The sequence below is a fragment of the Roseovarius sp. ZX-A-9 genome (assembly GCF_028369135.1).
Lineage (GTDB): Bacteria > Pseudomonadota > Alphaproteobacteria > Rhodobacterales > Rhodobacteraceae > Roseovarius.
Genome location: NZ_JAPWHW010000014.1, coordinates 113,174 through 134,086, shown reverse-complemented (window position 1 = coordinate 134,086; position 20,913 = coordinate 113,174). Strand labels below are relative to the sequence as shown.

Here is a 20,913-nt window from a genome sequence, read left to right as displayed (position 1 = left end):
GGAGCTGTCCGGGATTTACCGAAACGCGTGTCCGGGAATTACTGAAATCCGTGTCCGGGAATTTGCGAAACCCGCATGAGACGCCTGCACCTGCGGTCCAGCCTCTGGCGGCGACATCCTCCGGCACGATTGATGTGATCAAAGGCGATGTCACCATTCGTCTTGATTCCGCGACGCCAGCGGCGCGGATCGGCGAGATCGCGCGGGCTTTGGCAACGTGATCACGCCATCCCACAAGGTGCGGATTTTTGTGGCCAGCGATCCTGTGGACTTCCGCAAAGGTCATGACGGGCTGGCCGCCTTGGTGCAAAGCCAATTGCGCCAAAAGCCTTTTGATGGGTCGGTCTATGTCTTCCGGGCCAAGCGGGCGGATCGGCTGAAGATGATCTATTGGGACGGCAGCGGTCTGGTGATGGCGTATAAGCGGCTTGAAGATAACAGCTTTAAATGGCCTGCAATCAAGAATGGGGTGATGCGCCTGGAACCTGCCCAGTTTGAAGCGCTGTTCGCGGGTTTGGATTGGCGGCGTGTACGGCCTTTGGAGGTGGCGGCTCCTGCTGCGGCGGAGTGACTCACTGGCACGTTTGCACGGGCCATTCTGCCCTTGTTTTGTTATGGGAACAGGCATGACTGTGCCTGACAAATTGCCCGATGATATCGCCGAACTGAAGGCGATTATCCGTGCGCAGCAGGATCAGAATGCGCGGCTTGAGGCCTTGGTTGCCTCCTTCAAGAAGGCACTGTTTGGTGCCAAATCCGAGAAGATCGATCCGGCCCAATACGAGTTGGAACTCGAAGACATCGAGACGGCCATCGCACAGGTGAAAGCCGAGATTGATGCGGATGAGCGCACCGCGCCCGTGCGGCCAGCAAAGCCGCGTCAGAGCAATCGTGGTTCACTGCCCAAGCATCTGGAGCGGGTGGAAGTGATCATTGAACCTGATGTCTTCTGCGCCTGCGGCACCGAGCGTCATGTCATTGGCGAGGATGTCAGCGAAAGGCTGGACATTATCCCTGCCCAGTTCCGCGTGATTGTTACCCGGCGACCCAAATACGCCTGCCGCTCCTGTGAGGGTGGGATCACCCAAGCTCCGGCACCGGCCCACATCATTGCAGGCGGCATGCCAACCGAGGCCACGCTGGCGCATGTATTGGTCTCTAAATACGCTGATCACTTGCCGCTCTATCGACAAGCACAGATTTACAGCCGTCAAGGCATTAATCTGGATCGCTCGACCTTGGCCGCATGGGTGGGCAAATCGGCGTTCGAATTGACCCCCATTTATGATGCCCTGATGGCCGATCTGAAGCACTCGACCAAGCTCTTCATGGATGAGACGCCCGCGCCGGTTCTGGCACCTGGGCGCAAACGCACCAAAACAGGATACTTCTGGGCCCTTGCCCGCGATGACAGGCCTTGGGGTGGTGATGATCCCCCCGGTGTCGCCTTCACATATGCACCGGGGCGATCCGGTCAGCATGCAGAAGATATTTTGAAAAGCTTCAGCGGCACCCTGCAGGTCGATGGCTATGCTGGTTACAACCGCCTGCTGAAACGGCCTGCTCAGGATGTGACACTGGCTTATTGCTGGGCGCATGCCCGCCGCAAGCTGCATGATGTTACCCAATCTGGCGCGGCACCAATCGCGCAGGAAGGCTTGGCGCAAATCCAGGCGCTCTACCGCATCGAAAAAGATCTGCGCGGTCGATCAGCCGACCAACGCCGCGCTGCACGACAAGAACGCTCAAAACCCATCATCGACGCTTTCGAGCTTTGGCTCGCCCAAAGCCGCGCCCGGGTCTCGGCCAAATCGCCGACCGGTGAGGCCTTGAAATACATCGCCAAATACTGGGATGGGCTGATCCTGTTCCTCAGCGATGGTCGCATCGAACTGGATTCCAACGCCGTCGAGCGGACGATCCGTCCAATTGCGCTCAACCGCAAAAACGCGCTCTTCGCCGGGCACGACGCTGGGGCGCAAAACTGGGCCGTCATCGCCTCCCTGATCGAAACCTGCAAACTCAACGAGATCGAACCTCACGGCTATCTGTCAGCTGTTCTCACCGCCATCGCCGAAGGACACAAACAAACGGACATCAACAAACTGCTGCCCTGGAATTACGTCAGACCCGTGTGACCAGCGCACCGCTTACGCCCTTTTCGAGGAGCCTATGATTTTCCTAAGTTGCTCGCCAGCGTCGCAGCGCGGCCTCGATGCGCGCGTACGCTTGGATGGCCTCGTGCCTCGAATGATGGCCGTGACAGAATCCATAGGCGTATATGTCAGCCCCCGTATCTTCGACCTTGTAACCAAGCGCGAGGAAGGCCTCGTGTGCTTCCTCGGTCAGGTGCGCGGGGTGGCTCGGTGAGTTTATCACCGCAACGCCAGCGATTTCTTGACCGGTCTGCGTATAGTGCCGGTCTACCCATACGTGGACCCGAGACAAGTTGTACTTCTCGGAGAGCCAGAGCGTCACGTCGCAGATGTCCTGCTCTACCGCGAACGCGTCAGGATTGACGCTCAGGCGGCGCTTACGCGCCACCTGAAGGGCACAGCGTGTGCCGACGGCCTTACCATCGTACGCCGCACAGCGGGCTGAACGGCGAGACGCCGCTGGACTGCTGGAATAAGCAGTCAATAACAACTGCAGTATGGCGCATTGCGACGCCGGGTGGAGCAGGAGCTATCCACCCCATCCGGTCTGACGGGCTGCGCCGCAGCATTGCAGATGTATGGCGGACGGCAGCTTCGGGCCGTTCGAGTATGCCCAGCCGCAGCTGAATGACAAAAACAAGCGCGCTAATGTATTGCGATAATTGGCCGCAGTCATTTATTGTCCGGGTGACGAGATCGAATTCGTGAAATGTCGTCCCTGCGCGAGCCTGACTCTCATAGAATGATTTGTGAGTCTCGCAGTTAATCGCCTCTGTTAGAAGATGATAAGTTCAAACGTCCACTCTGGTAAGTGGCTTGGATTCGTAATGCCCCTTTTCTATTTGTTCTGATCGGTCGAAGAGGGTGCAAACGTGATGTTGAAAGTTGTGCCCTCGCCGTACGAGGTCTCTATCTGAATCTCGCCGCCAAAGTGATCCACGATGGACTTTATAATACTCATCCCCAAACCGGTTCCCGATTGACCTTTTGTGTAGCTGCTCGGTGCCCTGGTAAATCGGTCAAAGAGCGTCTTCTGCATTGATTGCGGAATGCCTTTGCCGTGGTCACGGACCCAAAAACCAAGGCCATCTGGTGCGGTTCCGGCTTCAACGAAACTCCCAGGCGGGGAGGCTTTCACGGCATTTGACAGCAGGTTGCTCATGACCTGAAGCAGTGGGCTTTCATCGCCTTGGACGGATCCTCCAATCGTGTCGTTCTCGACAGCGGTCACTGTGACATCACGCTCGGAGGCAAAGGGCCGTATGTCCTCGATGGCACGCCGCACGAGAATAGACAAATTGACGTCACGTGTTTCGGTAGTGTCGTTCTTCGATCCGAGTTTCTCAAAATCGAGAATATCGTCGACCAAGTGCGTCAGGCGTTCGGCATTCCGCACAGCCGAGTCGAGCATCTTCTGCATTTTTGCAGACAGGTTCGCTCGCTCCATCGCAAGCAATTTAAGTGCCCCGTTGACGGAGGAGATCGGTGTGCGAAGTTCGTGAGAGACCGTCGCGATGAGCTCATTCCGCGCTCGATCGAGGGCTTTCCTGTCGCTTATATCACGTGCCACTCCTACCAGACCGAGCTGTGTTTTGGACTTATTACGCAATGGCGCAACGAAGACTTCACCATCGAATGTTGAACCGTTCCGCTTCCGTAGGCTCATCTCAAATCGTTCGATCGGCTTTTTCATATCGCTTCGATAGACGCGCTGGCCTTGTTGCTCATATTCTTCAACACTGGGGTAAAGGATTGAGGTGTTCCGGCCGATGAGGTCGTTGCGACTGAAGCCGAATAGACGCTCTGCCGCGACGTTGACCATCTGGATCTTCCTGTCGCCGTCGGCCGCAATGATAGCGTCTGGCACAGCTTCAACAACGGAGTTGAGTAGCATTGTTTGCTCAGCAAGTTCCTTTGCAGTGTTCCACTTGAGCCATTCCTGTCCGAGCCATCGGCCGAACAATCCCACCAGTTCAATCTCCGTTGATGTGAACGGCGTTCGCGGGTCCGGGCCGGAAAAATTGAGCGTGCCCACGCGCTCGGGTCCAACGCGCAAGGGAACCCCGATATAACTTTCAAGGCCGAAGTGCATGTAACAAGGATGGCTGGCGATCTCGGACGCCCCCGCATGGTGAAAGTGCCGTACATCGTCGGCCATTAGGGTGTGGATGCAATAGGTCTTCGAGACCTCGAACGTTGAACCGGGCTCCGGTGCCCACTCTGGCCCAGCGGTATACTGAACTTCGTAATCGGGCCCCTTGATCCGGCTTACGATACCAAGAGGCAAACCAAGAACGTCACATCCCAGCTGGAGAAGCCGAGAAATCTTGTCGTCCATCTCGATCGAGGGATCAAGCGACAGAAAGAAAAGCTGTCGTAGAGCGCCGTCATGACTGGCGTGAGTTGAGCGACTGCTTAAATGTGCTGCTTGAATATTGATGTTTGTCAAAGTGACTTATCCAATCTGCTTGCGGCGAACCAAGCAACATACTCATCGGCAGCCTCCGATATCCAGCTTCGAAGACCTATTTGCGCCGATTTCGGGGGATTTTCTACTCATATGTGACGAATTTGGACCTTTTGCGTTAAATTCCGCTCGACAGGCCAAAGCCAAAATCGCGCCTGATAGACGGATTGAGTTGACAACAACCCTGCCGTTTTGCAAATTTCTGGAAAGGTAACTCTGACAATGTGGAATTTCGACGTTTAATCGAAGCAATTCGATCATCTGTGAGCATTTAGTCGGAACGCGACTGCGCGAATGTCCGCAATGCGAATTGCGACCGCAGCATTTCTACCTCTCGGTGAATGGCTGGTTTGGGCCGTTCGCCTACTGCTTAAACGGGACGACGTTTGAACCACCGTTGGCGAAAGCGACCGCGCCTTCACTGCGAATGGTGCTGATTGCCTCCTCGAATGCGGCTCGGTCGTCTTCAAAGAGATCGTCCCAGACAATGGATGTCCCGTCTTCGGTCACAACTTCCAGCGACCAACCGTTCCCGCCTTCGAGTTTGTAGATGTCCACCTTGAATGGCACCCCATCCTCAACGATGCGCTGCGAGGCGCTGGAAATGACAAGGTTGGGTTCGCGTTCCATCTGAATACCTCTTTGATCTGCGGTAGATGATAGAAGTACTGATTACGAAAGCCAATGTCTGCAAAGCGGGATGCGGTCGCAGCATCTTGAGCAAGCGACGAAAGGCCGCTCCGGGCCGTTCGGGCCAGCAATGGTGCATCCTGAAGCGAGTGTGCTGCGACCGATCTAACGGCCGCAGAGAACCCTTTTTTTGACCTTAATCCAACAAGCGGATATGCAAAGACAGCTTGTAGCTACAGCTCAGGCCATCCCTCTTCATGGACTACGCTTTCGAGGTCCAACCTCTTCCGCCAACCACGGACTTCGAGCTCCGGTTTCGGATAAAGTTCATCGACGTAGCCCGCACAAAGGTAGGCCACGATTTCAACGTGGTCGGGGATGCCAAGCAATCCGCGCAGGTCCTCGGGGCGAAAGATCGAAACCCAGCCAATACCTACGCCTTCGGCACGGGCCGCCAGCCAAAGGTTTTGAACTGCGCAGACCGTCGAATAGAGATCCATGTTGCTGTTGTGGGTCCGACCCAGGACAACCTTCCCTCCCCGGGTTCGGTCGCAAGTCACGCAGATGTTCAAGGGAGAGGTCAGGATACCTTCAAGCTTCAGAGACCGGTAGAGGGCCTTGCGGTCGCCCCCAAACATCTCCTCCGCTTCAGCATTGGCGCGGAGGAAGGCTGCATGGATATCGGCGCGCCGTTTCGGATCGCGGATCAAGAGGAAGTCCCATGGCTGCATGAAGCCGACAGAGGGCGCGGCATGCGCGGCCGCGAGAATGCGCTGAAGCGCGGCGGGATCAATCGGATCAGGGCGGAACTCGTTGCGAACGTCGCGGCGGGCGTTGATGATATCATAAAGCGCCTGACGTTCTCGTTCGTCGAAGAAACGGGCGGGTTGCGGAGCGCCGGTTTTGGCGGAAGCACCTGGGGACATTGGGGACCTCGCATCATTCAATGCACCACAGGTTCCACCCCGAAGCGCGATGAACATCAGGCCGGTCTTCTGGCTTCGGATCATCTCGTCATGGCGCCTTCCCGAGCTTTACCCAGTGGCATGTGCCATACGATCCCCAATACAGCGGCGGGCCCGCGTCGGATTTGCACCGACTTCCCGATTCTCCCCAAAAGGGGCACCTGACAATGACTTTATCTCGCAACAGGGTGTGGAGCGCAAACGGCCATTCGGTCTTGCACGCTTTGAAGGTGGCTCTGGACCGTCAACGGTTATGGGGAGCGTCTCTTATCTCTGAAGATGATCGACGCGGCCTTGGCGAGTATGAGCGCGATGAAGCCACCAATCCAACCAACTACCGGCGCATAGAGCGCGATGGCTGTTCCCATCAGTGCCAGCCCCATGTTGCCCACCAAAACAGTCAGAGCAATCGCACAAAGGATTGGGAGTACCAGAATGAGCTGGCTGAAGAGAGATCTGCGACGAAACCATCGCCACATCCTTGTCACTACCGGCTTGATATGCTCGAACATTGGCGGCTCTTTCTCTTATTTATCCAATACTGGACAGTGGTGACCTATCCTCTCTGCAGCAAGCACAAACGACCGCTTCGGGGAAGCAGCCTATTCCGGTCGAACGCCGGCTCCCCGCCGTCCGTGTAGGCGGCACGAGTCTTTACGATTTCGCATCAACTTCGGAGATCAGTAGCAGGCTAAGTATAAACTTGAAATTGGACACTGGTATATACTTGTTTTTGGACGGATGTATTTACTTGAAGTTGGACTATATGATATACTTGAACTTGGACATTATTGTGATGGAGGCGTTTGTTGGCGATCAAGCATGAAATCCTGGCGGACGCCTTGCAGGACCTGCATGGACTTCAAGAACAAGGCAACCTTGTCGTTCGCAGCGGAGATATCCCCCCGGACCGCCTCAAGGCGCTGAGGTCGGCTGGATATATCCAGCCGATCATGAAGGGGTGGTATCATCTGTCCGATCCCGCGTCTCACCCCGGTGACACGACGCCCTGGACGATGAGCTTCTGGTCTTTTGTTCAACGATATTGCGAAGACCGTTTCGGCGCGGACTGGGTTCTGAGTCCAGAGATCAGCCTCGGCCTGCATGCGGGCATCAACGTGCCGCCTGTGCAAGTTCTGATCCAGGCCATAAAGGGAGGCAACAACGCTATTGGATTACCTGCGGGCCGGTCTCTCTACGACCTGAAGGTCAAGACGCTACCGCCACCGGAGCGCAGGATGAAGCTTGAGAACGGCCTGCGCGTATACAACCCGGCAGCCACGCTGATTCAAATGGCGGAGAACTGCTATCAGGCTCACCCCGAGGCTGTAGCTGCACTCCTGGGGAGCTACCGCGATGTCACCCCGCTTCTCAGGATGGTGGTCGAGGGCTCGCATAAGCGCCCGGGCAGCCGAATGGTCGGTGCGTTCCGGCATCTGGGCATGACTGCCCAGGCCGACAGGATGGCGGAGGGCATGCGGCGCGCGGGGATCGATTTACGGATCGAGAGCCCCTTCACCGGGGAGGGTATCGCTGTCGTTCCTGGATCGCCTCCGATCTCGAACATGTTGCGCGCCATCTGGCAGCGGGACCGCGTCAAGGTCTCAGCGATACTCTCTGCACCCACCGGCGCGCAAGATGCGGCAGCCGTTCTGGAGCACATGGATGATGTCTACACGCACGACGCATGGCATTCACTCTCGATCGAAGGCTACAGGGTCTCGAAAGGGCTGATCGAGAAAATCCGGAAGGGAGAGTGGGACCCGGACGCAAGCGACACCGACGCTTCCGATCGAGATGCCATGGCGGCGAAAGGGTATTGGAATGCCTTCCAGTCGGTCAGGGCGGTTGTAGAGACATCTCTTGGAAGTGGAAGTCCTGTCGTCGTCGGCGCGCATCTCGATGAGTGGTATCAGGATCTCTTTGCGCCATCGGTGGATGCGGGCATTCTGACGCCCGCCCAGCTGATCGGTTACCGCAACCATCCTATTTTTATTCGCACAGCCAATCATGTGCCGCCGGCTGCCGAAAAGCTCATGGATGCGATGGAGACGTTTTTCGAACTCCTCGACGAGGAGGACCATCCGGGCGTGCGCGCTATTCTGGGGCATTGGCTGTTAGGATACATCCATCCTTATCCAGATGGAAACGGACGCCTCGCTCGCTTCGTGATGAACGCAATTCTTGCAAGTTCGGGATATGGATGGGTGGTCATCAGACTGGAGGAGCGCAAGCGCTACATGCAAGCGCTCGATGCTGCGAGCTTCGGAGGCGACATTACTCCCTTTGCGCAGCTGATCGAAGAACATCTTCAACACATCCGGTAAGGGGCTTGCCATCATTGGCGCGGCCTTATTTCACAGAAACATAGTAGCGACCGAGCCTCCCACCACACGGAATGCGTCAGGACCGTACTGCCCCCTTTTCATCTCGATCTTGAGGGTATTTGGGCAGTCTTTCCAAATGTCGGATCTATGCTCATCCGGTTCGTCGCTTCACATACCACGAGAAAAATTTGGCTTGCCGTCAATATTTACTTCGTCTTACGGGCAGATAGCCAATCTCCTCATTGAAGTCAGAAATCAGGTACTTGGCTGCTGCCGGACTCAGAAATTATCGCAATCGTCCAAACATTGTTTGTGTTCTGAAGTTCGGGGCGGAGAGTCTGCAAGGGACTGAATGAATTGCGATATTTTCAAATTTGACCGTGACGGCCGCAGCACGCCGAGTCTTGACCGACAGAAATCAGCATGACGTAGCGTCAAGCCGTTTCCGGCGTGAGAACATCGGAAGCATATTCCGAAAACGAACCGGTTACTCGCCCACGTGCTGGCGCCGGCTTTTTGCAAACCATCCGTTCGGAGGACCTCAGAATGACCAATGAAAACCTCGAGATGCGTAGCTACCTATCAAACGCACCACAGTTTCAGGGAGCATAGATCAGCGAAGGAACCCTTCAGTTCAAACGCCAGTACTTACGCGCTGTCATCAACAAGACCATCGTCAGCGAAAATAGCGTGAAAATCATTATAGATCAGAGGGATATAGAATGCGCGGCGCTAAATCACGCTTCAGGCAACACCGGCCCGACAGTAGTGCCCATTTTTGTTCGGCAGTGGCGGAGGAGGTGGGATTCGAACCCACGGAGGACTTACACCCTCGTCGGTTTTCAAGACCGGTGCATTCGACCACTCTGCCACTCCTCCGACAGAAACAGTGCCTACAGCGTGCGATGCGATTCTGAAAGTACCAGTTTTCTGTGGAATTCCGCCGAGCTACTGCCTGCGCGCTTTTCTTGGGTCCGACAAAGAGCTAACATGCCGCCGAGCGGCAACGACCGCCACAGCAGCAGCAAGCCGGCGAGACCGGTGGCGGGGTCGGAAACGGCACGCGCGAGACAGGCAAGGGGCATGGTATGGAATTCTCTGGGATAGGCGCAAGAGCGGGGTGGCGCATCGCGCTCGGGGCGGGAACGGCGATCATTTTTCTGAGTGGTTGCCAAGGGTTGCAAGACGTGAACCCGTTCAAGGCCAAACCCGAGGCAGATACCGCAGCGGTCGCCAGCGGCGAGGCCTCGTCGGTTCGCCTGGTCGAGCGCGACGTCGAGGCGCCGGATGTCTTTCAGGCCACGGACATGGGGCTGTGGGATGGTCGTCCTTCGCTCGGCGGCGTCTGGGTGGCGCATCCTGACGTTACCGAACCGGAGCGCGTGATCATCCGCAACACGGCCAATTCGAAATTTGTCATCGGGGCGCTGTTCCGGCGCGAACGCTCCAACCCCGGACCGATCCTGCAAGTGTCGTCGGACGCGGCTGCGGCGCTGGGAATGCTGGCCGGCGCGCCATCGCAACTGAACGTCACCGCGCTGCGCCGCGAGGCGACCCCCGAACCCGTCGCGGACACGCTGTCCCCGAACGAGGTCGAAGCGACAACGCTGGACCCGATCGCGGGTGCGGCGGCTGCCATTGATGCTGCCGAGGCTGACGACGCGCCAACCGCGACCGCATCCGTCGCCGTGCCCAAGCCAGAGGCCGCACCGGCCGCGCCTGCACGCAGTTCCTCGCTGGAAAAACCGTTCATTCAGATCGGGATCTTCAGCGTTGAACAAAATGCCAAAGATACCGCGACCGCGATGCGCCAGGCGGGCATGGTGCCCACAGTTCTGGAACAGCAATCCAGTGGCAAGAAATTCTGGCGCGTGGTCGTCGGCCCTGCAGCCTCGAAATCCGAGCGTTCGGCGCTGCTGAAGAAAATCAAGGGTGTCGGCTTTGATGACGCCTATCCCGTGACCAACTGATCCGGAAAGAACCCATGCTATCCAAAACCCTTCGTCTGAGTATTGCCGTTCTCACCATGCTGGTTCTTGCGCTGCCGGCGGCGGCGTTCGATACGCGGGCGCGGGCCGCTTTCGTGACCGATCTCAAAACCGGTACCGTCCTGCTGAGCAAGAACGCCGATCAGCCGATGCCTCCGGCGTCGATGTCCAAGCTGATGACGCTCTATGTCGCCTTCGAGGCGATCAGAATGGGTCGGTTGTCGCTGGATGAACGGCTGCCGGTGTCCGAGCACGCGATGAGCTATGGTGGCTCGACCATGTTCCTGGACACGACAGATCGGGTGCGAGTTGAGGATCTGTTGCGCGGGATCATCGTGCTCAGCGGCAATGACGCCTGTGTGGTGATCGCCGAAGCTCTCAGCCCCGACGGGACCGAGGCGGGCTTTTCCCGTTTTATGACCCAGCGCGCGCAGAAGTTGGGGATGACCAATTCCGTTTTCGCCAATTCCAACGGCTGGCCTGCGGCAAACCACCGGATGAGCATGCGTGATCTGGCGCTGCTGGCGCGGCATCTGATCGAGGATTTCCCGGAATTTTACCCGATGTTCGCCGAGACCGAGTTCAAGTTTGACGGGCGTGCACCGCAGAACACCAAGAACCGCAACCCGCTGCTGTCGCTCGGGATCGGTGCGGATGGGTTGAAGACCGGCCACACGCAGGCCGCGGGCTACGGGCTTGTCGGGTCGGCAAAGCAGGGCGACCGGCGCATCGTCTTTGTCCTGTCGGGCCTAGATTCATCAGCGCAGCGTGCGCAAGAGGCCGAGGCGATCGTCAGCTGGGCGTTCCGCCAGTTCGTCGAGAGCACCGTCGTCAAGGGAGGCACCGAAGTGCTGCGCGCCGATGTCTGGATGGGTGACGCCGACAGCGTCGGCCTGGTGGCCGAGCAGGATCTGAGCATGTTGTTGCCGGTGCTGAGCGCCGAAGAGGTCAAGGCCGAAGTGATCTATGACGGCCCGGTCAAGGCCCCGGTCGCGCAGGGGGACAAGCTGGGAACCTTGGTGGTGACCCCCGAAGGCATGGCCGAGGTCCGGGTGCCGCTGGTTGCGGCGGAGAACGTGGCGCGCGGTGGTTTTGTCAACCGGATCAAGACTGTCTCGGGCTTGCTGCTGACACGGCTGCAACAGGGGCCCGAGGGCGCGCTTTGATCGGGCAGGGCCGGTTCATCAGTTTCGAGGGGATCGACGGTTCGGGCAAATCCACGCAAGCGCGGCTGCTGTTCGAAGCGCTGACCGCTGCGGGCCATGACGCGATCCTGACACGGGAACCCGGCGGCAGTCCCGGCGCCGAGGAAATCCGCAAGCTGGTGCTGGAGGGCGAACCGGACCGCTGGTCGGCTGAAACCGAATTGCTACTATTCACCGCCGCGCGCCGCGATCATCTGGAGCGGACGATCCGCCCGGCGCTGGCGGCAGGGCGCACGGTGATCTGTGACCGGTTTGCCGACAGCACGCGGATGTATCAGGGCCTGCGCAGTGGCGATCTGCGGGCCATGGTTGATGCACTGCACGACTTGATGATCGGGCAAGAGCCGGATCTGACGCTGCTCATCGACATGGACCCCGAAGCGGGCCTTGCCCGTGCGTTGGAGCGGGGCGGTGGTGAAGCGCGGTTCGAATCCTTCGGCGACACTTTGCAGCGTCGGATGCGGCAGGGGTTTCTGGAGCTTGCGCAGGCCAATCCGGAACGTATCCGCGTGATCGACGGGGCGCGCGCCATCGACGCCGTGGCGCGCGACGTGAAGGCGGCAGTGCTGGAAGACATGACATGACGGATGAACTTTCGCAGCCGGACCGGGTCGAGGGTGCGCCACACCCGCGTGAAACCCTGCACCTGATCGGGCAGGGGGCGGCAGAAGCCGGATTTCTGGAAGCGTACAACTCCGGGCGGCTGCACCACGGCTGGCTGATCACCGGGCCGCGTGGCGTCGGCAAGGCGACGCTGGCATGGCGGATCGCGCGGTTCTTGCTGGCGACAGAGGATGCAGATGCGGGGGGCGGCCTCTTTGGCGATGCGCCGGAGGTGCCGCAGAATCTGGATATCGCGCCGGATCATCCGGTGTCGCGGCGTCTACTGGCCGGGTCGGATCCGGGGCTTTTCCACATCACGCGGACGCTCAACGAAAAGACAGGCCGCATGCGCGATCAGATCGTGGCCGAGGACGTGCGGCGGTTGGCCCGGTTTCTGGGGCTGAGTGCTGCCGACGGGGGCCGCCGTGTCGTAATCATCGACAGCGCCGACGAGATGAACGTTCAGGCGGCCAATGCCTTGCTGAAGATGCTCGAAGAGCCGCCCGCCCGCACCTCATTGCTGTTGATCAGCCACCAGCCAACGCGCCTTTTGCCCACCATCCGCTCGCGTTGCCGCGAATTGCGCCTGCCGCCGCTCGGCCCGGATGACATGGCGGCGGCGCTGGTGCAGGCCGGGGTGGAGACCGATGGCGCGGACGCGGTGGCGCTGGCGGCCCTTTCCGGCGGCTCGGTCGGCGAAGCGGTGCGGCTGAGCAATCTTGGCGGGCTGGAGATGTACCGCGAGTTGACACAGCTATTTGCCAGTTTGCCACAGCTTGACCGGGTGCGTGCGCTGAAACTGGCGAATGCGGCTGCGACACGCGGCGCCGAGGACCGGCTGGACCTGCTGATCGGGCTTTTCGATCTGCTGATGGCGCGGCTGGCGCGCACCGGAAGTCTGGGCACACCACCCGAGCCCGAGGCAGCGCCGGGCGAGGCAGAGATGCTGATGCGGCTTGCGCCGGACCCGGCGCAGGGGCGGGCCTGGGCGGATTGCGCACAGGTCGCAGGGACGCGGGCGCGTCACGGGCGGGCGGTCAACCTTGACCCTGCCGCGCTCGTCCTAGATACCATCATAAAGATACAGAAAACGACGGCGGGCATGGCCCGCTAAGGCGCTTCGGATTTCGTCTGGGTGACAGATTGAATGCTAAACGCGCATGATGTTGAATGGGCGCGGACCTTTTCCGCTCCCCCTGATTCAGGAAGACCGCAAGAGGCTAGATTACGCGCGCATGACCCAGACCACCCAGACCATCCAGATCACCGACAGCCATTGCCACCTGGACTTCCCCGATTTCGATGCCGAACGCGACGCGGTGATCGCGCGGGCGGTGGCGGCAGGTGTCACGCGCATGGTCACCATCTGCACCAAGCTGCGGCTGGAACCCCAGGTGCGTGCCATAGCCGAAGCTTACGCGCCGGTATTCTACGCAGCGGGCACGCACCCGATGAGTGCCGCAGACGAGCCGCTGACCAGCGTCGATGAATTGGTCGCGCTGGCGAAGCATTCGAAATTCGTGGGTATCGGCGAGACCGGCCTTGATTACCACTATACCGCTGACAGCGCCGAGGTGCAGCAGACCAGCCTGCGCATCCATATCGCGGCCGCACGCGAGACCGGGTTGCCGCTGATCATCCATGCGCGCGCGGCGGATGAAGACATGGCGCGCATCCTGCGCGAAGAGCATGCCAACGGTGCCTATAGCTGCGTGATGCATTGTTTTTCCTCGAGCGCCGAACTGGCGCGCGCCGCGCTTGATCTGGGGTTCTACTTGTCGATGTCGGGCATTGCCGCCTTCCCCAAGAGCCAGGAGTTGCGCGATATTTTCGCCGCAGCGCCGGTCGACCGTATTCTGGTCGAGACCGATGCGCCCTATCTTGCACCGCCGCCCTATCGCGGCAAACGAAACGAGCCGTCCTATACGGTACACACCGCCAAGGTGGGCGCGGAAACCTTCGGCATGGACTGGCCTGATTTCGCCGCGCAGACCCAGGCCAATTTCGACCGCCTGTTCTGGAAAGCGGCACAATTCGAGGCTGCTGCATGATGGCAAAGCGACGTTTCATCATACTTGGCTGCGGGTCATCGGGCGGGGTGCCGCGCCTCGGCGGGCACTGGGGGGATTGCGACCCGAACGAGCCGCGCAACACCCGCCGCCGCTGTTCGATGCTGATCGAGCAGGAGGGCCCCGATGGGATCACCCGGGTGCTGATCGACGCATCGCCCGATCTGCGCGCGCAGTTGCTGGATGCCGGGGTGGGCGAACTGGACGCGGTACTGTTCACCCATAGCCATGCCGATCACGTGCACGGGATCGATGATCTGCGCATGATTGTGTTCAACATGAAAAAGCGGTTGCCGGTCTGGGCCGATGGCGACACCCAGAACGCGCTCTATTCGCGCTTCGGCTACGCCTTTGTCCAGCCCGAGACGTCGCCTTATCCGCCGATCCTGAACATGAACACGATCGACGGTGATGTGACCATCGAGGGCGCGGGGGGCGCGATCACGTTGACCCCGTTCACCGTCGGGCATGGTGCGATCGAAGCGCTTGGGTTCCGGATCGGTGACGTGGCTTATCTGCCGGATGTGGCTGATATCCCTGAGGATGTCTGGCCGGTGCTCGACGGGCTGGACTGCTGGATCGTCGATGCGCTGCGTCGGACGCCGCACCCGACCCATTCGCATCTGGAAAATACGCTGAAATGGATCGAACGCGCCGCGCCGCGCCGCGGGGTCATCACCAACATGCATATCGACATGGATTACCGCACGCTGGAAAAGGAACTGCCAGAGCATGTGATCCCTGCCTATGACGGGCTGACGCTCTGCTACGAGGTCTAGGCGATGCAGGCGCTGCTGGATGTGATCCTGCCGGTCTTCGTGGTGATCGGTGCAGGTTATCTGGCAGTGTGGCTCAAATGGTTTTCCCAGGATGGCGTCGAAGGGCTGATGCGGTTCGCGCAGAATTTCGCCATTCCCTGCCTGCTCTTTACTGCGCTGTCGCAACTTGATCTGGGGCAGGGGTTCGACGCCGGGCTGCTGCTGAGCTTTTATGCGGGCGCGCTGGCCGGCTTCGTGATCGGGCTTCTCGGCGCGCGACTGATCTTTGGCCGGCCCTGGGAAGACGCCATCGTCATCGGGTTTTGCTGCCTGTTCTCGAACACGGTCCTTCTGGGGCTTCAGCTGACCGAACAGGCTTATGGCCCCGATGCGCTGACTGCCAACTATGCGATCATCGCGCTGCATTCGCCGTTCTGCTACGGCGTCGGCATTTCGGTGATGGAGATCACCCGCGCGCGGGGGGCGGCAGGCGCGGAGGTGGCGCGGCGCGTCTTCAAGGCAATGTTCACCAACGCGCTGATCATTGGGATCGGCCTTGGCCTGCTGGTCAACGTGACCGGGCTGGCATTGCCGGTGACGCTGCAAGAGGGACTCGACCTGATTTCACGCGCGGCGCTGCCTGCTGCGCTCTTTGGTATGGGCGGTGTGCTGGCACAATACCGGCCCGAGGGCGATCTGCGGGTGATTGCCTGGATCTGCCTGGTTGCGCTGGTGGTGCATCCGCTGATCACCCGGACCCTGGGTGGTGCCTTTGCGTTGGAGGATGCCGCGATACGTTCTGCGGTCCTGTCGGCGGCGATGGCACCAGGGGCGAATGCCTACATTTTTGCCAACATGTACGGTCGGGCCAAACGCGTCGCCGCCTCGGCAGTGTTGATCGGCACGGCGCTTTCGATCTTCAGTGCGTGGCTCTGGATGGGGTTGTTGCCGTGATCCGTGTCCGGCCCTTGCAGCATCTGTTCGGATCGGTATAAGCGGGGCCAAGCGAGGACGACCTCCCCCCGGTTCGGGGTGTGATCTGCCGGGACGACCCGGCATTTAACAAGGAGAGGTGTCATGCGAGGCACAGCAGACCGTATACGCCACGCGTTGTCATTCGAGATTATTGCATTGCTGATCGTCGTGCCGGGCGGCGCGTTGCTCTTTGGTTTTTCGATGCATGACATCGGTATGATCGCGGTGGTCAGTGCCACGATCGCGACGCTGTGGAACTACCTTTACAACCTTCTGTTCGATCACGCGATATTGCGGATCACCGGGCAGGTTGCCAAGACGATTTGGGTGCGTGTGCTGCACGCCGTGCTGTTCGAGGTGGGGATCCTGCTGTTGCTCTTGCCCTTCATCGCGTGGTATCTGGGCATTTCCGTGTGGGAGGCTTTCAAGCTCGATATCTCGTTCACGGTCTTCTACTTCTGCTACGCTTTCGTGTTCAACTGGCTCTACGATCTGGTGTTTCCCGTGCCGCGCAGAACCCCCGCCGAGGCGACTGTTACAAACGCCCTCTGACCGCGCTCCGGTGAGACCCCTGATCAGCTATCCTTGTGCGGCGCGCCGCCGGAAAAGGCATTGCCTTCGTGATAGTGGCATGGGGCCTCCTGCATTTCCAAGTGCAGGCCATCGCCTGTGTAGGGATGCGCGCGCGCCAGTGCCTCGTCCACGTCGATCCCGAGGCCCGGCGCCGTGGGCGGAATGATATAGCCGTTCTCGATCTTGATGCCGTTGCGGATCAGGGCGGCATGAAATGGTGTCTCGATCGTCTCGGCGATGAGGATATTGGGGATGGAGGCGGCGAGATGGACATTCGCTGCCCATTCCACCGGCCCGGCATAAAGATGCGGGGCCATCTGCGCGTTGTAGACCTCGGCAATGGCGGCAACCTTTTTCATCTCCCAGATGCCGCCCGCGCGCCCCAGGGCGGGCTGCAGGATGCTGACGCTGCCATCGCGCAGGGCGGGTGCGAACTCGGCCTTGGTGGTCAGCCGCTCGCCGGTGGCGATGGGAATGCCGGTGGCGGCGGCCACCTTGGCGAGCGCTGTTACGTTGTCGGGCGGCACGGGTTCCTCGTACCACAGCGGGTCATAGGGGGCGATGGCGCGCCCCAGACGTATGGCCCCCGCGACAGTGAATTGGCCATGGGTGCCGAAAAGCAGATCGGCCTTGTTTCCAACCGCCTGACGGATCGCCTTGCAGAAAGCCACGGACAGGTCGATGTCCATTAGGCTGGGCATGTGCCCGCCGCGAAGCGTGTAGGGGCCCGCCGGGTCGAATTTGACGGCCGTATAGCCCCGGTCGACAAGGGCCACGGCGCTTTCGGCGGCCATGTCGGGCGACGACCAGAACTTGTTCAGGTCGTGATGGGGCAGGGGATAAAGGTATGAATAGGCGCGGATGTGGTCATTCATCTTGCCGCCAAGCAGCGCGTAGACCGGGCGATCCCGCGCCTTTCCCAAGATATCCCAACAGGCGATTTCCAGCCCCGAAAATGCCCCGATAACGGTCAGGTCGGGGCGCTGGGTAAAGCCCGAGGAATAGGCGCGGCGGAACATGAGCTCGATATTCTCGGGGTTTTCGCCCTGCATGTGCCGCGCGAATACATCCTCAATCACCGTGCGCATGGCGTCCGGACCAACCGACGCCGCATAGCATTCGCCCCAGCCGATGACACCGTCATCGGTGGTGAGCTTGACGAGGATCCAGTAACGCCCGCCCCAGCCCGGCGCGGGCGGTGCGGTCACGATGATGTCGAGGTCTTGCAGCTTCATGGGCGTGGGCTCCGGTCGGGGTTTGCCTGAGCGCGCTTTGCTGTGCACGCCCCGGCACGGCGTCAAGTCTGTGTGGCGGCATGGGCATCCGCGACCCGCTGCAACAACGGCGCGAAATCGTCAAAATCCGGCGTCGGCATACCCGGCACCTTGCCCTGATCATCCCAGATGCGAACCTGCAGGATTTCGTTCAGGTTCGGCTGCTTGGCGAATTCCGCGACCTCGGCGGCGTCCATCGGACCGCCTTGCAGGTTCAGGGTATGCACCGAAGCCTCCGAGAGTTTGCTGAAATAGGTCGGATCGGTGGCGCACAGATACCGCTTGGCCGCGACATGCCAGCGGATGCAGTCGGTCACCATCGAGGGAAAGAACCCGTCGAGCACGCGCGCGCCGGCCTCTTCGTGCAGGTTGTCGGTTCCCCGAGCCAGCGCGTCTTCGGGGAATTCATTGGTATAGTGGCCGATATCGTGCAGCAGCGCGCCGGCAATCAACACGTCCGATGCTCCCGCTTGCTGGGCCAGCGTGGCGCCTTGCAGCATGTGCTCAGACATGGTCACGTCCTCGCCCAGGTAGCTTTCGGCGCCGCGACGTTTGAAGATATCGCCGATGAACGCGACGATATTTTCGGTGGTCAGCGGTTCGGTGGTTTGTGCCCCGGTCATGCCTCTTCCTCCAATACGGCAAGTTTCGACAGCAGCCCGTCCTTGTCAGCGTAACAACCCTGCAACCAGCGGGTGCCTGCGCCGCTGTAGCCGCGCCGCGCGTGCAGCACGCGGGTGTTGTCGACGATGAACGCCTCGCCCGGTGCCAGCTTGAACGTGACCTGTATGGTCGGATCGTCAACCAGCGCCGAGAACCGGCGATAGGCGGCGTAGTAGTCGGCCATGTCATCGAACGGGACATCGGTGATCGGGGCTGCGGAACGCGCGTTGAACCGCACGGCTTGCAGGGCACCATCCGGGCCCAGCTCGATCATCGGGCGGCGCGAACGCAAATGCACGCCGCCACCGCCGACATAGGCAAAGCGGGCGTCGTGCCCGGCCATCAACGCAAAGCCGCGCGGATCTTCGTCGCGCAGTTTGCGGGCCACGGCAAAGCCGTCGACCACCATGTTTTCGCCGCCCGTCGCCGAATTCTCAAGACAGGCGAGCACCTGCAGCGTCGGCACCGGATCGCGGTAGGGGTTGTCGGTATGGGCCTGCAGCCCGAGGCCGGTATAGGCCAAGTTGACGGGGTTCACCTCGGTGCGCACCTCGAAATGTCGGCCATAGTTGGTTTCGCGCACATGGCCGAAAAGATCGACGATGCCAAAGAGCGCACCGGGCTCCGCGCGCATGCCTGTCACCTTGGCAAAGCCGTAGCGGCGGATCGCGGCCAGCCAGTCGCGCAAGGCCGCGCCATTTTGCTCAAGATCAGGCATCACGCCGCTGGGAACGGACGCGTTGAGCGTGGCATCCCAGACCTCTGCCCCTTCGGGCAGGGCGGCGGCGTTGTTCGCGTGGGGTCGGTCATAGGCATGATCGCGCAGCCAACCCAGCGGAAAGGCGCACATATGCCCGTCCGGCGCGAAGGTACAGTGCAACTGGCCCGCGTCCAGCCGCACATCCGACAGGTGGCAATCAGCGGGGATATCGCCCAGCGTGATCAGGCGTTGCCCGTTGCCGGGATCGCGCGTGGCCGGATCGAGCGCGTTGTCACGCAGCCAGATCGCGTGAAAGCGAAGGTCGCGGCCATCCGGCGCAATCCCGCTCAGGCGCAGGACAGCACCGCCGTCTTCGAGGGTGAGAGAGGCGTCAGGCATTTCGGTCTCCTGTCTATAGGGAGGGAACGGTCAGTTTTTTTCGAAAAGGATCACATTGCGGCTGGCGAGTCCGGCCTTGGTGTCGGCAATCGCCTCGTTGATCTGGTCAAGCCGCCAGCGGCCCGAGATCAGCTCGTCGAGCTTCAGTCGGCCCTGTTGGTAAAGGTCGATCATCCATGGGATATCGCGCCGCAGCACCGTATCGCCCATCTTGGAGCCGAGCATGCCCTGGCTGGCAGCGGCGAAATTGACCGGCTCATAGCGGGCTTCGGCACCCACATGAGGCATGCCCATCATGATGATCCGCCCGCCTGGCGCCAGGTATCTGGGCGCCTGATCGTAGACCGGGATCGCGCCCACGGACACCACGACCGCATCCGCGCCGCGCCCGATCGCGGCCTTGGCGGCGCGCCACGGCTTGTCGCTGGTGGCCAGAACGCCGTCGGTGGCGCCAAAGCCGCGGGCCACCTCCAGCTTTTCCTCGGTCATGTCGACGGCGACGATGCGCCGCGCACCGGCGATGCGTGCGCCCTGAATGGCGTTGAGCCCGACACCACCCGCACCGATCACCACCACGTCCTGGCCCGCGCGCAACTGCGCGACATTGACCACTGCGCCGACGCCGGTGATCACCCCGCAACTGAGCAGGCTGGCCGCATCCATCGCCATGTCGGCGGGGATATGCGCGATCTGGCTTTGATCCACCACGACCTTTTCGGCGAAGGCGCCACAGGCCATCGCCTGGTGCAGCTTGCCGCCATCGGCCGTTTTCAGCGGGCCGAGATCGCCATCATAGGGCGTCTGGCAGATATTCGGCTTGCCGCTGCCGCAACTGGCACATTGCCCGCAGGCGCGAATAAGCGTGACCAGCACCGCATCACCCACGCTGAAGCCACTGACACCCGTACCGACCGCACTGATACGTCCAGCGGCCTCGTGGCCGTAGACCGCTGGCAGTGAACCGCCCCAGGCGCCATCAATAAACGAGATGTCCGAATGGCAGATTGCAACGGCAGAGAGATCGACCTGCACTTCGCCCATTTCAGGCGCACGCAAATGCACATCTTCGATCACGAGGGGGGCGCCGAAAGCGTGGCACACGGCGGCTTTGATGGTTTGCATGATCCCTCCGTCGTTTCTATGCGTCAGCCTGACCCGGAT

At 60.4% G+C, this 20,913-nt stretch carries 20 protein-coding genes, 1 tRNA gene, 1 pseudogene and 1 riboswitch; of the genes and pseudogenes, 12 read left to right on the top strand and 10 right to left on the bottom strand.

Annotated features, from left to right (window positions below; all coding sequences use genetic code 11):
• The 3 genes and pseudogenes from O3306_RS14645 to tnpC form a co-directional block, all read left to right on the top strand.
• Nucleotides 1-221, top strand: a pseudogene (locus O3306_RS14645) (hypothetical protein); the annotation flags it as partial.
• Nucleotides 218-571 (top strand): IS66 family insertion sequence element accessory protein TnpB, encoded by a 354-nt coding sequence (gene tnpB, locus O3306_RS14640; RefSeq protein WP_165192003.1) that lies wholly within the window; start codon nt 218-220, stop codon nt 569-571. The pseudogene O3306_RS14645 and the gene tnpB, both read left to right, overlap by 4 nt.
• Before the next feature lie 55 nt (nt 572-626).
• Nucleotides 627-2,138 carry an IS66 family transposase gene (tnpC, locus tag O3306_RS14635; RefSeq protein WP_272008635.1) on the top strand — a complete coding sequence of 504 codons (1,512 nt, stop codon included), beginning with the start codon at nt 627-629 and terminating at the stop codon, nt 2,136-2,138.
• 43 nt (nt 2,139-2,181) lie between these two features.
• Here tnpC and O3306_RS14630 read toward each other — a convergent pair whose 3' ends face one another.
• From O3306_RS14630 to O3306_RS14610, 5 genes are all read right to left on the bottom strand, one after another.
• Nucleotides 2,182-2,544, bottom strand: coding sequence for a hypothetical protein (locus tag O3306_RS14630; protein WP_272008622.1), 363 nt, complete (start codon nt 2,542-2,544; stop codon nt 2,182-2,184).
• A 450-nt stretch (nt 2,545-2,994) separates the two neighbouring features.
• The gene (locus O3306_RS14625; RefSeq protein ID WP_272008620.1) at nt 2,995-4,605 is read right to left on the bottom strand and encodes an ATP-binding protein; all 1,611 of its coding nucleotides are present in this window, start codon (nt 4,603-4,605) and stop codon (nt 2,995-2,997) included.
• Nucleotides 4,606-4,986: 381 nt separating this feature from the next.
• A complete protein-coding gene (locus O3306_RS14620) occupies nt 4,987-5,253 on the bottom strand; it encodes a hypothetical protein (protein WP_272008618.1) in 267 nt (88 codons plus the stop codon).
• A gap of 233 nt (nt 5,254-5,486) precedes the next feature.
• Nucleotides 5,487-6,179: a 5,6-dimethylbenzimidazole synthase gene (bluB, locus tag O3306_RS14615; protein WP_272008633.1), complete on the bottom strand. Its 693-nt coding sequence runs from the start codon at nt 6,177-6,179 to the stop codon at nt 5,487-5,489.
• A gap of 42 nt (nt 6,180-6,221) precedes the next feature.
• A riboswitch (cobalamin riboswitch) is annotated at nt 6,222-6,398 on the bottom strand.
• Between the two features lie 71 nt (nt 6,399-6,469).
• Complete coding sequence (locus O3306_RS14610) at nt 6,470-6,730, bottom strand: hypothetical protein (protein ID WP_272008616.1); 261 nt, start codon at nt 6,728-6,730, stop codon at nt 6,470-6,472.
• Between the two features lie 297 nt (nt 6,731-7,027).
• Between O3306_RS14610 and O3306_RS14605 the strand changes: the two genes are divergently transcribed.
• Nucleotides 7,028-8,545 carry a Fic family protein gene (locus tag O3306_RS14605; RefSeq protein WP_272008614.1) on the top strand — a complete coding sequence of 506 codons (1,518 nt, stop codon included), beginning with the start codon at nt 7,028-7,030 and terminating at the stop codon, nt 8,543-8,545.
• A gap of 789 nt (nt 8,546-9,334) precedes the next feature.
• Here the strand turns inward: O3306_RS14605 and O3306_RS14600 are convergent.
• A tRNA-Ser gene (locus O3306_RS14600) sits at nt 9,335-9,424 on the bottom strand.
• Between the two features lie 209 nt (nt 9,425-9,633).
• Between O3306_RS14600 and O3306_RS14595 the strand changes: the two genes are divergently transcribed.
• The 8 genes from O3306_RS14595 to O3306_RS14560 all read left to right on the top strand — a co-directional run bounded on the left by O3306_RS14595 (nt 9,634) and on the right by O3306_RS14560 (nt 16,695).
• Entirely contained in the window at nt 9,634-10,515 is an 882-nt protein-coding gene (locus tag O3306_RS14595; protein WP_272008612.1) for an SPOR domain-containing protein, read from the top strand.
• Nucleotides 10,516-10,529: 14 nt separating this feature from the next.
• Nucleotides 10,530-11,699, top strand: coding sequence for a D-alanyl-D-alanine carboxypeptidase family protein (locus tag O3306_RS14590; protein ID WP_272008610.1), 1,170 nt, complete (start codon nt 10,530-10,532; stop codon nt 11,697-11,699).
• Nucleotides 11,696-12,322, top strand: a complete 627-nt coding sequence (gene tmk, locus O3306_RS14585; protein ID WP_272008608.1) for a dTMP kinase — start codon at nt 11,696-11,698, stop codon at nt 12,320-12,322. Before O3306_RS14590 ends, tmk begins: the two co-directional genes overlap by 4 nt.
• Nucleotides 12,319-13,455: a DNA polymerase III subunit delta' gene (locus O3306_RS14580; protein WP_272008606.1), complete on the top strand. Its 1,137-nt coding sequence runs from the start codon at nt 12,319-12,321 to the stop codon at nt 13,453-13,455. The genes tmk and O3306_RS14580 overlap by 4 nt, the downstream gene beginning before the upstream one ends.
• 121 nt (nt 13,456-13,576) lie before the next feature.
• Nucleotides 13,577-14,392: a TatD family hydrolase gene (locus tag O3306_RS14575; protein ID WP_272008604.1), complete on the top strand. Its 816-nt coding sequence runs from the start codon at nt 13,577-13,579 to the stop codon at nt 14,390-14,392.
• Nucleotides 14,392-15,189 carry an MBL fold metallo-hydrolase gene (locus O3306_RS14570; RefSeq protein WP_272008602.1) on the top strand — a complete coding sequence of 266 codons (798 nt, stop codon included), beginning with the start codon at nt 14,392-14,394 and terminating at the stop codon, nt 15,187-15,189. The genes O3306_RS14575 and O3306_RS14570 overlap by 1 nt, the downstream gene beginning before the upstream one ends.
• A 3-nt stretch (nt 15,190-15,192) precedes the next feature.
• Complete coding sequence (locus O3306_RS14565) at nt 15,193-16,122, top strand: AEC family transporter (protein WP_272008600.1); 930 nt, start codon at nt 15,193-15,195, stop codon at nt 16,120-16,122.
• A 123-nt stretch (nt 16,123-16,245) separates the two neighbouring features.
• Complete coding sequence (locus O3306_RS14560) at nt 16,246-16,695, top strand: PACE efflux transporter (RefSeq protein ID WP_272008597.1); 450 nt, start codon at nt 16,246-16,248, stop codon at nt 16,693-16,695.
• A 23-nt stretch (nt 16,696-16,718) separates the two neighbouring features.
• Here the strand turns inward: O3306_RS14560 and O3306_RS14555 are convergent, their stop codons facing one another.
• From O3306_RS14555 to O3306_RS14540, 4 genes are all read right to left on the bottom strand, one after another.
• On the bottom strand, nt 16,719-17,951 hold the full coding sequence (locus tag O3306_RS14555) for a mandelate racemase/muconate lactonizing enzyme family protein (protein WP_272008595.1): 1,233 nt from the start codon (nt 17,949-17,951) through the stop codon (nt 16,719-16,721).
• A 62-nt stretch (nt 17,952-18,013) separates the two neighbouring features.
• Nucleotides 18,014-18,613: a (R)-1-hydroxy-2-trimethylaminoethylphosphonate oxygenase gene (gene tmpB, locus O3306_RS14550; RefSeq protein ID WP_272008593.1), complete on the bottom strand. Its 600-nt coding sequence runs from the start codon at nt 18,611-18,613 to the stop codon at nt 18,014-18,016.
• Nucleotides 18,610-19,752 carry a 2-trimethylaminoethylphosphonate dioxygenase gene (tmpA, locus tag O3306_RS14545; RefSeq protein WP_272008591.1) on the bottom strand — a complete coding sequence of 381 codons (1,143 nt, stop codon included), beginning with the start codon at nt 19,750-19,752 and terminating at the stop codon, nt 18,610-18,612. Before tmpA ends, tmpB begins: the two co-directional genes overlap by 4 nt.
• A gap of 30 nt (nt 19,753-19,782) precedes the next feature.
• Complete coding sequence (locus O3306_RS14540) at nt 19,783-20,874, bottom strand: alcohol dehydrogenase catalytic domain-containing protein (RefSeq protein WP_272008589.1); 1,092 nt, start codon at nt 20,872-20,874, stop codon at nt 19,783-19,785.
• Nucleotides 20,875-20,913: the final 39 nt, after the last annotated feature.